General features: G+C 58.6%; 9 protein-coding genes. 1 reads left to right on the top strand and 8 read right to left on the bottom strand.

Annotated elements, in window-relative coordinates; genetic code table 11:
• Positions 1–43: 43 nt before the first annotated feature.
• The 5 genes from ONB52_06975 to ONB52_06955 form a co-directional block, all read right to left on the bottom strand.
• A complete protein-coding gene (locus ONB52_06975; GenBank protein MDZ7415891.1) occupies positions 44–460 on the bottom strand; it encodes a nuclear transport factor 2 family protein in 417 nt (138 codons plus the stop codon).
• A gap of 541 nt (positions 461–1001) precedes the next feature.
• Positions 1002–1805 carry a polyphosphate kinase 2 family protein gene (locus tag ONB52_06970; protein ID MDZ7415890.1) on the bottom strand — a complete coding sequence of 268 codons (804 nt, stop codon included), beginning with the start codon at positions 1803–1805 and terminating at the stop codon, positions 1002–1004.
• A 101-nt stretch (positions 1806–1906) separates the two neighbouring features.
• On the bottom strand, positions 1907–5212 hold the full coding sequence (locus tag ONB52_06965; GenBank protein ID MDZ7415889.1) for an amidohydrolase family protein: 3306 nt from the start codon (positions 5210–5212) through the stop codon (positions 1907–1909).
• Between the two features lie 57 nt (positions 5213–5269).
• The gene (locus ONB52_06960; GenBank protein MDZ7415888.1) at positions 5270–6262 is read right to left on the bottom strand and encodes a Gfo/Idh/MocA family oxidoreductase; all 993 of its coding nucleotides are present in this window, start codon (positions 6260–6262) and stop codon (positions 5270–5272) included.
• A gap of 393 nt (positions 6263–6655) precedes the next feature.
• Positions 6656–9346 carry a TonB-dependent receptor gene (locus tag ONB52_06955; protein MDZ7415887.1) on the bottom strand — a complete coding sequence of 897 codons (2691 nt, stop codon included), beginning with the start codon at positions 9344–9346 and terminating at the stop codon, positions 6656–6658.
• Positions 9347–9747: 401 nt separating this feature from the next.
• Here ONB52_06955 and ONB52_06950 point away from each other — a divergent pair, with 401 nt between their 5' ends.
• Positions 9748–10839, top strand: a complete 1092-nt coding sequence (locus ONB52_06950) for a CsgG/HfaB family protein (protein MDZ7415886.1) — start codon at positions 9748–9750, stop codon at positions 10837–10839.
• Positions 10840–11180: 341 nt separating this feature from the next.
• Here ONB52_06950 and ONB52_06945 read toward each other — a convergent pair whose 3' ends face one another.
• The 3 genes from ONB52_06945 to ONB52_06935 all read right to left on the bottom strand — a co-directional run bounded on the left by ONB52_06945 (position 11181) and on the right by ONB52_06935 (position 14214).
• Positions 11181–11684, bottom strand: coding sequence for a hypothetical protein (locus ONB52_06945; GenBank protein ID MDZ7415885.1), 504 nt, complete (start codon positions 11682–11684; stop codon positions 11181–11183).
• A 337-nt stretch (positions 11685–12021) separates the two neighbouring features.
• Complete coding sequence (gene icd / locus ONB52_06940; GenBank protein ID MDZ7415884.1) at positions 12022–13266, bottom strand: NADP-dependent isocitrate dehydrogenase; 1245 nt, start codon at positions 13264–13266, stop codon at positions 12022–12024.
• A gap of 255 nt (positions 13267–13521) precedes the next feature.
• Positions 13522–14214: an STAS domain-containing protein gene (locus ONB52_06935; protein ID MDZ7415883.1), complete on the bottom strand. Its 693-nt coding sequence runs from the start codon at positions 14212–14214 to the stop codon at positions 13522–13524.
• Positions 14215–14390: the final 176 nt, after the last annotated feature.

The raw sequence follows: 14390 nt of genomic DNA, 5'->3' as shown, positions 1-14390 counted from the left end.
GATAACCAGATTGAGAACGGTCAAATTCCGCAATCTGCTATTGTTAATTCCCCTTCCCTGCCGCTGTGATGTGCTTGGCGGTGTCGGCATAATGCCGCAAGCGAATGACTTTGCCGTTGCCGTCAAACGTCCACAAGTGCATCTCCTCATCGCGGCAAATGGCGCCGGTGTCCGGCGCTTCGAATTCAATGACGAACTCGGCGGCGACTTGATTGCCGCCGGCCAGCAGCGACAACACTTGAAACTCTCTGATTTTTAACGTGCCAACGATTTCAAAGAATTGCAAGGCGCCGGCCCTGCCCGAGCGCGCTTGCAGCCACGGCACGCCGGCCTTTTGTGCGGAATTGTCCGCCCACGCCTCCCACTGCACGTTGTCGGACAAATGCTGGATGATGCCCGGAATATCGCCCTTGCCAAACGCCGCATAAATGGCGGCAACGGTGTCAAGATGATTGGCCATGATTTTCCTCGAGTAGATGGGTTGTAGTGATTGCACTTCTCAGATACGAACGGCAGATGGCACTGGATTGCCTGTGAGCCGGGAAATTCTCCTGTGCACAAATGACGGCTTACCTGTGTTCGTGCACGCTGGCGAGCAATTCCCGCGCTGTCATGTCATGCCGCGGGTTTATTCGCCGGGGCACGCAAGTCATCAGCAATATGACGGCCTGCGGTAATCATCCTGGCGAAAATGGCTCGAAAAAGACCATGACAACAGCAGCGCCTCTCGCACTCGTGACGATCATTGTCAGGGGGCTGTCTTCAATCACGCATGGCAACAGCCCTATGAGCCTTACTTGAAATTGATTTATGGTGCCGGGGGCATCTAGCAGGGGAGGGTTTACCCCATGAACAAGATTCGAAAAGATCTTCATCCCAATGCGGCAGTCCGCGCGCGGACAGCCGCATGAGGACACCCGTGCTTGCCGCTCATGTCGAAATAGTAGAGGCGAGGGGATGCTAACTGCCCGGGCGCTCGCAGCGCCCGGGCAGGGTCAAACTCACTCCACCACAATTTTCTCGATCCCCTCGGGCGCAGGCGGATATTTCATCTGCAAACCCTCCAACGCCGCGACGATACATTCGGAAATCACCAGATTGCGATACCACTTCTTGTTCGAGGGAACGATATGCCACGGTGCCCAGGGCGTGTTGCATTTGTTGATCGCGTCTTCGTAGGCTTGCATGTAATCATCCCACAACGCGCGTTCTTTCAAATCGCCGATATTGAATTTCCATTGCTTGGTTTTATCGTCGCGGCGTTCCTCCAGCCGCTTTTTCTGCTCGTCTTTCGAAATATGCAGGAAGAATTTGAGGATGGTGACGTCGCTGTCCGCCAGCAGCTTTTCGAAGTTGTTGATGTGGTCGTAACGTTTCTTCCAGATTTCTTTGGGCACAAGATTGCGCACGCGCACGATCAACACATCTTCATAATGCGAGCGGTTGAAAATGGCGATGTAGCCGCGCGGCGGCACGTGCTGGTGAATGCGCCACAAGAAATCGTGCGACAATTCCTCCGGCGTCGGCGTTTTGAAACTGGCCACGCGCACGCCCTGGGGATTCACGCTCGACATGACATGCTCGATCACGCCGTCTTTGCCGCTGGTGTCCATTCCTTGCAAAACAATAAGCAGGGCATGCTTGCCTTCGGCATACATGACTTCCTGCAATTCATCCAGCCGGGCGAGATTCTTTTCCAAATTCTTTTTCGCCTCGTCTTTATCTTTATATTTACCGGTGTAACCGGGATCAAAATCTTGCAGGCGAATCTTTTCATTTGGGGAAATCAAGAGAGGTTGTTTCATAGCCTTTTCCTGCTTATGAGTCGTTATCTTCTGGAACGTTGGATTTTTGGATGGTTGCAGGTTAAGGCTGCTGCCGATCCCTCAATCCACTAATCCGATTGTCAGTGCATACATCCGCACTTCACTTCGCCAAAACCCACACCTGCGCCCTTCCACACAAACGCGTCACTGGTTTTGGCATGCTCCCAGTAAAACGGCAGCCGCGGCCGCGAGACGTTGCCGGTCTCATTCATGGTTTCGGCATCGTACAGCCGGCCGTTTTTCATCACCAGCGTGATGAATTCCGTGTTTTGAATGTTCTCCAGCGGATTCTTCTCCAGCACAATCAAATCGGCGAGCTTGCCGGGTTCGAGTGAACCCAACTCTTTGCCCATGCCGATGTATTCGGCGCCGTTCAGCGTGGCCGCACGAATCGCTTCGAGCGGCGTCATGCCGCCCTGCACGAACATCCACAATTCCCAATGCGCGCCCAGACCCTGCAACTGGCCGTGCGCGCCGAGATTCACTTTCACGCCGGCGTCGCTCAAAGCCTTGGCCACCCGTGCATTGCCGATATGGCCAAAATCATCGTCGGGGATCATCATGCGCCGCCGCGCGCGGGCATCGACGAGGGGACGGGGGGTGAACTGCAGCAGGCGCTGCTTTTCCCACACATTGGTTTTCTGGTACCAATAATTCTCGCCCCAGATGCCGCCATAGCCCACGATCAAGGTCGGGGTGTAGGCCGTGCCGCTGCCGCCCCACAGTTGCAGGACATCCTGATAAACCGGCGCGATCGGGATCGAATGCTCGATGCCGGTGTGGCCGTCGATCACCATTGACAGGTTGTGATAAAAAAACGATCCGCCTTCGGGAACCACCAGCATGTTCAACTCGCGCGCCGCCTGCAGCACCTGCTGGCGCTGGTTGCGGCGCGGTTGATTGTAACTCTTCACCGAAAAGGCGCCCACCGCCTTCAGCCGGCGCAGATGTGAGCGCGCCTCCTCGAGACTGTTGATCACGGCCTTGAAATCGCCGTCGGCGCCGTAGAGAATCGTGCCGGTGGAGTACACGCGCGGCCCGATGATTTTGCCGGCAGCAACCATTTCAGCCAGCGTGAACACCGTTGCCGTGTTGGCGGAGGGGTCGTGCATGGTGGTCACGCCGTAGGCAAGATTGGCGAAATAGGCCCAGCTCTGCTGCGGCAGCAAGCCGGTGAAAAAATGATCCGCGTGTGCGTGCACATCGATGAGGCCCGGCATGATGGTTTTACCGCCGGCCTCGATGCGCTTGGCGTCGGCAGGAATGTTGACTTCATTCGCCCGGCCGATCGCAGCGATGCGATTGCCTTCGATCACGATCGTGCCGTTCTCAATCACCTCATCGCCGCGCATGGTGATAAGGCGCGCGCCGGTGAACGCGAGCTTGCCGGCAGGCACATCCGTCATCAATTTCAAACCGATCTGCAACCCGACGGAATCCGGGCCCGCAACGCTGTCGGGCGCGCCCGGGAGAAAGGTAAAACTCTGGCGCAGCTCGCGCGAGAACAATTCCGGGCCGATCAGCCAGTACAGCCTCTGGCTGTCGCCGGACCAGTGCAGATAATCACCGGCATCACGTGTGACACGCTTCACGGGCAGCGCCTTGGTGCCGCTGTGCAGGTCAATCGCTCCGCCGGTTTGCGGGAACGGCGCGATATAGGCATTGAACAGCTCGGTGAAAGCCACCCATTGCTCATCGGGGCTGGGCACGATTTGATTGACATACTTCAAACTGAAATGCGTGCGTTCCCCGCCGCCATCGAGGCGGACACTCTTGTATTTTTTCTCCAGCCCGCCGCCGCTGAGGAAGAAAATACGGTCACTCATGCGATTGAAGCGCGGAGCATAACCTTCTTCTTGAATGAAATGTTCCTCGCCGCCTTCGGCAGACATCCAATACAAACCCGGCTCCACGCCATGCGCGAAACCGAGCAGCGAGTTGCCACCCGTGCGTTGATAGACGATCTTCCTGCCATCCGGGGAGAACGAGGGCGTGAGATAATAACCCTTGCGCCGTGTGAGTTTGACCGGCTGGCGACCATCGAGCTTGACTTTATACAGACCGCCCAGGGCCGTGTCGCTCCAGGTGGAATAGACCACCCACTGGCCGTCGGGGCTGAATGCCGGGAAAAATTCATGCAGCGCGCTGTTGGTCAGGCGCCTGGGCTTGCCGTTGGGCAGGACTTTCTTCCACAGCGCGCCCACGGCGCTGAAGACCAGTGTCCTGCCATCGGGTGAAGTCACGGCGTCACGAATCATTTTCACGGTGAATGAATCCGGGTGAACAGTTTGCGGGAAATGCAGGGCTTCGGTGACAGTTTGTTTGACGTGGACGGTAAAGGGAATCTGAGTGGCCTGCTTCGTGGCGATGTCGATGCGCCAGATTTTGCCCTGCGCCCAGATCACGATATTTCTGCTGTCCGGTGTCCAGGCATAGTTGGGATAAACGCCGAAAGTGGCCCAGGTCTCCTGCTGATCCTTGTTCAAGCCGTCGTAAAGGGGAATTTGCTCGCCGGTGCTCACATCCTGCAGATAGAGCACACTTTTCAGGCGCACGCGCCGCACGAAGGCGAGATACTTGCCGTCGGGCGAGGGCTGCGGCCGCACCGCACCGCCGGCGCCGGTGACATAATTTTTCAAGTCACCCGTCTCGCGATCGAGACGGCGGATGACATAGATCTGGCCGTTGGGATCCTTGTTGTACTGAAACGTATTGCCGCCGCTCATGTCCTCGCTGAAATAGAGGTAGCGGCCGTCCGGGGAAACTGCCGGCTCGCCGGCGTCCTGCTGATCGTTCTTGCGCCTGGTGAGCGGCAGGCCTTCGCCGCCGGTGACATGATAGAGCCACATCTCGCCCGCGCCCAGCGAGCGCGTGCTGGTGAAATGCTTGCGCGCAATGAGATAATTGCCGTCGGGCGTCCACACCGCATTGTTGAGCAGCCGAAAATCCTCCCTGGTCACCTGCCTGGGTTTGGAGCCGTCGCGTTGCATGATCCAAATATTGTCCCCGCCGGAACGGTCGCTGGTGAAGCTGATGCGCTTGCCGTCGGGACTGAAGCGCGGTTGCACATCGAAGGCCGGGCCGCCGCTGAGCAGTTTTGCTTCGCCGCCGGTGATGGGCATGAGGTAAATGTCGCCGAGCAGATCGAACACAATTTCCCGGCCATCCGGGCTGACATCGAGATTCATCCACGTGCCTTCACTGGTGGTGAAGGCAATTTCTTTCGTCGGGCCGTGGGGCGCGGTGACATCCCACTCCTTCTTCTCCGCTTTCTTCGCACTGGTTTTCGCAGTATCGCCGGCGGCGTGCGGCTGTGCCGGCATGCTTTGCAGCAGGATCAGCAGGCCCAGACAGGCAACCAGCACGGGGTATTTCGTTTGACACATCACACTCCTCCTCATGGGATGGTGGAAATCTTGGTTGCTCCAGCTCAAAAATCTTTCTCACGTCATTTCGCAGGGATAGCGCAACCCCCACTGCCGGCGGATTTCGTCCATGGTTTGCATGAGCTGCAGGGACTCATCCAGCGGCATGATTTCGCTTTCCAGCCGGCCGGCACGCAAACAGGCCATCACCTCAGCGGCCTCGTATTGATACCCGAAACTTTCGTAGGGTGCCTGCACCGTTTGTTCCGGCCGGCCGTGGCGCGCCAGCGTGACGCGGGTGGTTTTGAAAAAGGGGGCATGCAGCGTGATGCGGCCTGCGCTGCCGATGATGGTCGCTTCCTTGGGCGTTTCGCTGCGATTGGCGGCGGCCAGAAGGGCGAGCGCACCGCCGTCATAGCCGAGAATCATGCCGCATTGCTCATCGACACCGGTGGGGCCAAGATGCGCCATGCTGGCGAGGCGTTGCGGCGGCCCGAAGATCATTGCGGCCAGGGCGAGCGGATAAATGCCGACGTCCAGCAGCGCACCACCCCCCAACTCGGGCGCGAACAACCGGCTGGCGGGATCGAACTCGGCGCGAAAACCAAAATCGGCGAGCAGCAGACGCGGCTCGCCAATCATCCCCTCCGCCAGCCACTCGCGCACCTGCACCACGGCCGGCAGGAAGCGCGTCCACATGGCCTCCATCAAAAAGCGCCGCTGATGGCGGGCAAATTGAATGACGGTTTCCGCTTCAGCGGCGTTGATGGTGAACGGCTTCTCGCACAACACCGCTTTGCCGGCCTGCAGGCACAACAGGCAGTTCTCGGCGTGCAGAGAGTGCGGGGTGCCGATGTAAATCACTTCGACTTCTTCATCCGCAGCAAGCGCGGCATAACTGGCATGGCGCCGGGGCACATTGAAACGCGCGCCGAAGGCTTCTGCCGCGGCCGCGCGGCGCGAGCCGACCGCGTGCAGTTGCGCATCCGGCAGAACAGCCAGTGACTGCGCAAAAGCCTGTGCAATCCGGCCGGTGCTGAGAATGCCCCAGCGGATTTTTCGCTGTTGCATGTTCGCTTCCACGGTGATGGTGGCCTGCAGGTCCACGGTTGGGGGGTTCATGCCTCGCAAGATAGCAATTTCGCCGCCAATGTCCAGTCGGCGCGGCGCAAATGACTGATTGCCAGAGAGGGCGTTTGCGGCGGCAGGTTCTCACAGGCAGCCATGGTCCGCAACATAGCGGAGGGAGTTTGCGCGGATCATGCTGTCTCATTCCGACGGATGCTGCGCCGCGGTGTCTGGCAGCGCTCGTCAGGGGCATTACAACTGCCAACAAAAGCAGCGGCGCGGCAGGGGTGACGGCCTGCCGCAGTCGCACGGTCAATCGTGCCGGGGTTGCCGGCGAAACAACAAAAAAGCCGTCCGGTAATCCGGACGGCTTGTGCGCTGCGTTCGAGGCCTCCGCTAAAAGCGATGTGTCAAACTCAGGCTGAAAATCCGCCCCAACTGGCTGAAGTGGAACCCGTCGTAGGTCATGATGTCGTAACGGCCGTTGAAGGTGACCAGATTGCGTTGCACCTTGGTCTGCGCCGGATCTGCCAGAATCGCACGGCCGGCATCATTGAGCGCCTCGAATTTCCACTCGGGGATCACGTCGAGCAGGTTGTTGATGTTGGCGCTGACGCTGATATTGTGAAAAAGATCGTAGGTCAACGCCAGGTCGGTGACGATCTTGGGCTGAAAGACGGTCTTGAGGTTGGGGTCAAGACCGGTTTGGTGAAATTCGGTTTTGCCGAAGTAGGTGGCATTCAGACCAATTTCCACGCGGCGCATGGTGTAGGTGGCATTGGTCACGAATTTCTGCTTGGGCCGGGAGGTGAAGAAGAGGGCCTCCTGGGTGGCATCGATGACATCGACGCCCCTGACTTTGAGGATGTCACCGACACGCTTGTTTTGCAAATTGATGTTGCCGGCCAGCGACAGATTCAGAGAGCCCGGCCGCAAGGCGATGTTTTTGTAATCGACCACCACATCCAGGCCGGTGGTTTTGGTGTCGATGGAATTGGTGAAGAATTCCAGCTCACCCCCACTGGTGGCCACGCGGTTGCTGATGACGATGCGATCATCGACTTCGATGTCGTAGTAGTCGAGCGTGAGGTTGAGGCTGGAGGTCAGGTTGGCGCCCACGCCGAACGTCAGGTTGCGGGACTTCTCGGGATCCAGCGGTTTGACACCCAGCAGCCGCGCCTGCGGGGAGACGTTGTTGATCAGACCGATGACCTGAACGCCCTGGCCGGGTACGAAGCTGTACTGCGCGCGCTGGGTGTAGATTTGATGCAGGGTGGGCGCCTTGAAACCGGTGGAGTAGGAGCCGCGCAGCGTCAACCGGTCATCAGGAGTCTTGATGCGCGAGCTGAGTTTGTAAACGAAGGCATTGCCGAAATCGCTGTAGTATTCGTTGCGCAGCGTGGCAGACAGCAGGAATTGCTTGCTGACATCATAGGCGATGTCGAGGTAACCGCCGAAGTTGAAGCGGCTGAAGATTCCGGAGTTCTCCGGGCGGTTGCCGGCAAAGGAATCGGCGCCGATGCCGTCCCAGGAGGCCTGATCACCGGGGGTTATCTCGAAGGTTTCGCTGCGAAACTCGCTGCCAAAACCGAGGTGCAACTGCTCGTTGACCGCCTTGGAGATGTCGAGGTTGCCCACTTTGTGCGAAAACTTGCTGCCGCCCGGCTTGAAATTGATCGGGCTGTTCTCGCGATAGACGTTGACGCCATTGGCATCCCTGATGTCAGAACGGTTGTGCGAGTTCAGCACGGTGTAATCCTGGCTGTTGAAGCCCAGGGTGTAACTGACATCATACTTCCAGCCGCCCTTGCTCGAACGCAGGCCGAAGGTGGCGTTGTAATCCACCAGATCGCCGTCGAAGGTGGGGAGATAGCCCTGGTAGGAGGCTGGTGTGCCGTCGCCGAAAAAGTCTTTGAGATAGGGATAATCCGCCAGTGTGCGCCAGTAGGGCGTGCGGTAGTTGGCGAAGGAGTTTACCTTTTTGTAAATGTAGGCGGCGTTGCCGTAAAGCTCGGTGTTATCGGAAAGATTGACCCCGCTGTTGACCAGAAACTTGGCGGCCGAGGTGGCCGGCGAGGAGTTGCGGTTGCCGGCATATTTGTCGCGTGCCAGGAACGCTCTCACATCGTTGATGTCGGCGCCAAAATCGGAGGCCTCGCCCTCGGCGTCCACCACTCCCGAGCGCCGCGCCTCGTTGACGCGTGAGAAATCCACGGTGTAATTGATGAAACCCTTGTCGTCAAAAATCGCGTTGCCGTTGTTGAGCGAGATGCCGATGCGTTCGCCATCCCCCTTGCCGGTGATGCCGGTGCTGATGGTGTAATAGCCGCCCTGGGTGTCATCCTTCAACACGATGTTGACAACCCCCGCCAGCGCGTCGGAGCCGTATTGCGCCGAGGCACCATCCCGCAAAATTTCGACACGCGAGATGGCATCCACCGGAATCGCGGAGAGGTCGACTGCGCTTTCCCCGCGGCTGGGCGAGGTTTGCGTGTAAACCAGCGAGCTCAGATTCTTGCGCTTGCCGTTGATGAGAATGAGGGTGCGGCTCACCCCCATGTTGCGGATCTCCCACGGATCCAGCAGCGCGGTGGCGTCGTTCACCGGCGTTTGCACCGTGCTGAAGGAGGGCACGCGGTGCTGCAGCATTTTGTCGAAGCTGTTCTGGCCCGTGCGTGACAACTCCTGCACCGGCAGAATGTCGATCGGCAGCGGGGAGTCCGTGACTGTGCGGGCATAGGCACGCGTACCGACAATAACCACCGCTTCCTTGCTCGCCAGCGCCTGCGAGCGCAGATCAACGTTCAGTTGTCGTTCCTCGTTCTCGGCGAGCGTCACCGTTTCTGTGCGCTTGGCGTAGCCCAGGAGTGAAAAGACGATCTCATAGGTTCCGGGCTCCAGCTTGAGAGAATACTTGCCATTCGCGTCCGTGACGGTTCCGCGTTTGGTGCCTTTCGCCAGCACGGTGGCCCCGACCAAAGCCGAGCCATCGCCCGTAACTGTTCCGGTCAACACCTGGGACAGTGCCAATCCCGGCGCCAGGAGCATGGCCAGCAGCCATTGTCGGTGAATGCTGCGTTTCTGCATATTTCCTCCCTGAAGATGGTGAATAGAGACCGGGATTCATTACAAAAAAATCCCGGGCGGGGTTGAATAGTCAAAAAATAATCATCTCTTTCAGCTTGTCAATCTTTTTTTTTTGAGATTGCCGTCTGCCTGGCCGCGCAAGCCCCGTCTGGCCGGCTGCGAGAGCGTCAGCTCATACCGCCGCGAGCGTTGTCGAACCGGGGCCCCGCGCACCGTCGTTCTCCGCGCATGCGTGCGGCACTGCGGCAAACTTTAGCTTGAGAATTTCGCCTTTATTTCAGACATTGCGCCGCGCTTCGTGACGCGAACGCCGGGCTGGACAACGAGGTTGACAAGGATGCCGGGTCCATGCCTGCAATTGTCTGGAGAGATCCGCTGTTCAACCGGAAAGGGGTTGTTGCATGAGGTTCAAAGACACTGGTTGGCTTGCCATCCTGCTTTTCCTCTTCTGTGTCGTCACCGCGAGCCCCGGACAGGAGGAGAAACCGCGCATCGCGGTGCTGGATTTTCAAAGCATCGGCTGCGACTCCTCCCTGGGGCTGGCGGCCTCCGAGATTTTGCGCACCGAACTGGGCAGCCTCGGCACCTACCGCATCATCGAGCGTTCCCAGCTCATGAAGGTGATGCAGGAGCAAAGCCTGCAACTTTCCGGTGCTGTGGATGAACAAGCCATGGTCGAGATCGGCAAGATTTTGGGGGCGCGCATGGTGGTGGTGGGCAGTCTGGTGCGCACCGGCAGAACCTTCACACTCAACTCACGCTTCATCGATGTGCAAACCGCCGAGGTGAGGAAAAGCCAGAACATTCGCGGCAACAGCGAAGACGAGATCTCCAACATGTGCTCGAGCCTGGCCAAGGTCATTTCCGAAGAGGGCACCAGCAGCGGCGGCACGGTCAGCGAAACCACGCTCGGCCGCATCTGGCTGGTGCAGGAAAGTGATTTCACCGGGATATGGACGCGGCGCGGCCAAAGCAACGTTTTCGACGCGGTCTGGTTCCCCAGCAAAACCGGCCTGCGCGCCGAGCTGACGATGGCCGAGCCCGCCGGCGGCGCATTGGAAATCAAACGCACGGACCAGGGCAGGCTGCTGGGCACCTATCACGGCACGGCGGATGTGGATGGTCGCGGCTTTCACGGTGGCGCCACCTGGTCTGCCCAGGTGGCCTGGCAGGGCGAGCCTTATTTCGAAGCGCCAAACACACAAAGCGGCATGGGCGCAGTATGGGTGGTAAGAGAGGGGGATTTCACCGGCATCTGGCGCCGCCTGGGCGAGAGCAACAATTTCGAAGCCACTTATTTCCTGAACAAAAGCGCGGTGACTGCCGAACTGGTGGTGGAGAGCATGGAGAAAGGCAAGTTGCGCATCAAACGCACGAGCAAGACCGGGGTGCTGGGCAATTATCAGGGCTGGTTCAGCGCCGGCATGCGGCATGTGAGTGGCAACGCCGACTGGTCGCCGAATGTGGTGTGGTCGGCGGAGATTTTCTATTGAGCACGACCTCCTTCCTCCGGCATTGTTGCGCACACCAGGCAATCAGACTTGCCCCGTCGCAGCGGCGGGAATGACCCGTGCGAAGATGCCGGTTCCGCAGTGAAAAAACTTTCCCCGTGGTCAGCGGCCTCTGTGCGAAGCACACCGGAGGCCGCTGCAGCAACGTTCCCTCCGCTTTTCCCCCTGAGCCGCAGATTGAAAAGTGTCCGTCCGAAAATTTTCAACCCCGGTTGACCCGGGGTTGCTCAAAGCCGGATATCGTGAAGACTCTGGAGATGGTGAGGCAACGGTCAAACCGTAGCAAAAACCATCTTTGAAAGTCGGCAAATTTCGCACGGGCACTAAAAATGAGCCGTGGCGACCATCAACGTGGTGGTGGCCACGTTAATGGGGCCGGAATTGGGCGGCAGCGTGATGGATATTCCCGGCTCCACGCCCAGGCTGAATTTGGGATTGATGAAAAATTCGCCCCCGAAATAAATGCTGCCGGCATAACCGGTTGCACTGCCGCCGGGGCCGCTGAGGTTGATGTTGATTGCCCGCCCATTCACGCCCCAATAGGGGGCGACGCGCTGCATGGATGGGTAGATGCGCAAGGCAAAGCCCGCCCCCAGAGTGGTGGCCGCTTTCTCCTGATAGTTGACATTCAGCAGAGGGGCCAGCACAAATTGTGGCGTGAGCCAGATGGGGATGACAATAGTGACCGGCGCCGTCTGCAAATAGGTCGAGACACCCCAGGTGCGTTTGATTTCCTGATTCTGGGCGTGGGCAGGGCGCGGTATTACTGCGCATGTCAGAAATGCAAGCGCATACAGCAGGGCTGACCGGCGGGAAAAGTTGTTCATGGAGTTAATCCTTTCGATGGCTGAAACCGAGCAAATGAAGGTCAACTTTGCCGGCAAAACTGGCACGGCGGCAAATTGTTCGCTCGATATTACAGCCTCTGCAGGGCCAATGCGGAAGGGCAAACGGCGGGCGGTCACAAGCGTGTGACAAAAAAACCTGCAGCAAGGCGGGCCCGCCGCCCGCTTGCTGCAGGTTTTTGGTTACATTCTTCGGCTAATGTTCAGACCCGGCTGCGGCGGAGCTTTCACAATCAGGAGAGTCGAAAAATCCATGTATCCCGCCGGGCTGTGGCAGCAGTCCTCTCTCAACAAACTCACGTTTGCAGGCAAGCGCGCACTACATGTTTGCGATCAACGCCTGCCCAAACTCCGAGCATTTCACTTCTTGCGCGCCCTCCATCAAACGGGCGAAATCATAGGTCACGATTTTCTGCTGAATCGTTTTCGCCAGGGCGGTTTCAATCAGGCGCGCGGCCTCGTTCCACCCCAGGTATTCCAGCATCAGGGCGCCGGAGAGAATGACCGAACCAGGGTTGACTTTGTCGAGGCCGGCATACTTGGGCGCGGTGCCGTGGGTGGCTTCGAAGATGGCATAGCCGGTGTCATAATTGATATTCGCGCCGGGCGCGATGCCGATGCCGCCCACTTGCGCGGCGAGCGCGTCGGAGATGTAGTCACCGTTGAGGTTGAGCGTGGCGATGACGTCGTATTCATCCGGGCGGGTGAGGATTTGCTGCAGGAAGGCATCGGCAATGGCGTCCTTGATGAGCAGTTTGCCGGCCGGCGGCTTGCCGCCGCATTCTTCCCAGCTCACGGTTTGCTCACGGAACTCTTCGCACGCCACCTCATAGCCCCAGTCCCGAAACCCGCCCTCGGTGAATTTCATGATGTTGCCTTTGTGCACCAGGGTGACGGATTTGCGTTTGTGGGCGAGGGCATATCTGATCGCCGCGCGCACCAGCCGCTTGGAGCCTTCGCTCGAAACCGGCTTGATGCCGATGCTGGAGGTTTCCGGGAAGCGGATTTTCTGCACGCCCATTTCAGTCTGCAGCCAGGCGACGACTTTTTTGGCCTCGGTGGTGCCGGCGCGATATTCGATGCCGGCATAGATGTCTTCGGTGTTTTCACGAAAGATCACCATGTCGACCAATTCCGGCCGTTTTACCGGCGAAGGCACGCCGGAGAAATAGCGCACCGGTCGCAGACAGACGTAGAGATCGAGCAATTGCCGCAGCGCCACGTTCAGACTGCGGATGCCGCCGCCCACCGGCGTGGTGAGCGGGCCTTTGATCGCCACGCGGTATTTTTTGATGGTCGTCAGTGTTTCATCCGGCAGCCAGGTGTTGTTGCCATACACCGCCACGGATTTTTCACCCGCATAAACCTCCAGCCATTCAATCCGGCGGCGTTGCGTGTAGGCTTTGGCGACGGCGGCATCCAGCACGGCCCGGGCGGCACGCCAAATGTCAGGGCCGGTGCCGTCACCTTCGATGAACGGAATGATCGGATCATCGGGCACAATCAGCCGGCCTTCCGCAAAGCCGATGGCGTGGCCGGCGGAAGGGCTTGTGATGCGTGACATCTGTTCCATCCTCAGTCCCTCTCATATGAGTGAATCTTGCATGTACGTTGATGAGATGTTGCAGGCCTGCCAGCAACAACCAGGCGCGGGGGGCATATCGGATCGCAGTGGCAGTCTGCCGGGGGGCCGGGGTTGATTTGAAAAAGGGCGGGCATCAAACAATTTCACACTGTCCAAAACGAGAAAAACCCCGGAGCGTGCGGGGTTTTCAGCCAGATGCAGTGAACCATCGAGAATCGCAACGAGAGGCCAGGGTCAGACGGCTCTTTGGCGCAGGAAGTCCAGACGTTTTTGTTTGGAGTCCAGGCCCAGGTCTTTGAGACGGCGCCGCACTTCGAACCAGCTCAGGCGATGCATGCCGAAGCGCGGGGTCGAGAGCATTTGTTTGATCTTGAACGTGCCGGCTTCCGGCTGTTCCGCGATGATTTCGCGAATGTAGTCATCGACGCTGCGGCCGCCGCTCCGGGATTTGGCGGGCGCGGGTTGATCCATCACCATGGCGCTGGGGGCATCCGTGACCATCACGCCGCCATTATCCGCGGGGGCGGCTTTGGGAGCCGGACGCGGGGGCGTCTTGCGCGGCAAACTGCTGTTGCGATCAAAATCATTGACGGCTTCTTCGATGGTGTCAAAGGCTTTCAGAATGTAGTGGAACTCCAGCAGCTCGAAGACTTCATAGACATCGGGGATCATGCGCACCAGCTTCAAGTCGCCGCCCTTCTCCCGGATGCCTTTGATTTCACTGATGAAAATTCCCCAGCCCGCGCTGCTGATATAGTCAACATTGCCGAGATCGATGATGATGTCATTCATGCCGTTCTTGAGCAAGCCTTCGAGCGCGTGCTCCAGCTCGGCGGAGGTGGTGGTATCGATGTAACCACCGACCTTGATCACGGCGATGTTGTTGTTGACACCGGTTTTTTCCACGGACACCTGAATACCTTCCATGGTTCACTCCTGAGGCATTCTCTCTATTTTCGAACCGTTGCGCAATATACAAGAATAGGGATCAAAGTCAACAGCGATTTGCCGCTCCCCGCGCCGGCAGCGGCCGGCAAGTCTGGCAGAATCGAATGACCGGCACCGGGCGCAATGGCAGATCGGTTTGACAGCCCGCCGGCTTT

This window comes from candidate division KSB1 bacterium (assembly GCA_034506255.1).
GTDB classification, from domain to species: domain Bacteria; phylum Zhuqueibacterota; class Zhuqueibacteria; order Zhuqueibacterales; family Zhuqueibacteraceae; genus Coneutiohabitans; species Coneutiohabitans thermophilus.
Note: the sequence above shows the minus strand (reverse complement) of the source record. Positions and strands in the feature narration are given on the sequence as shown.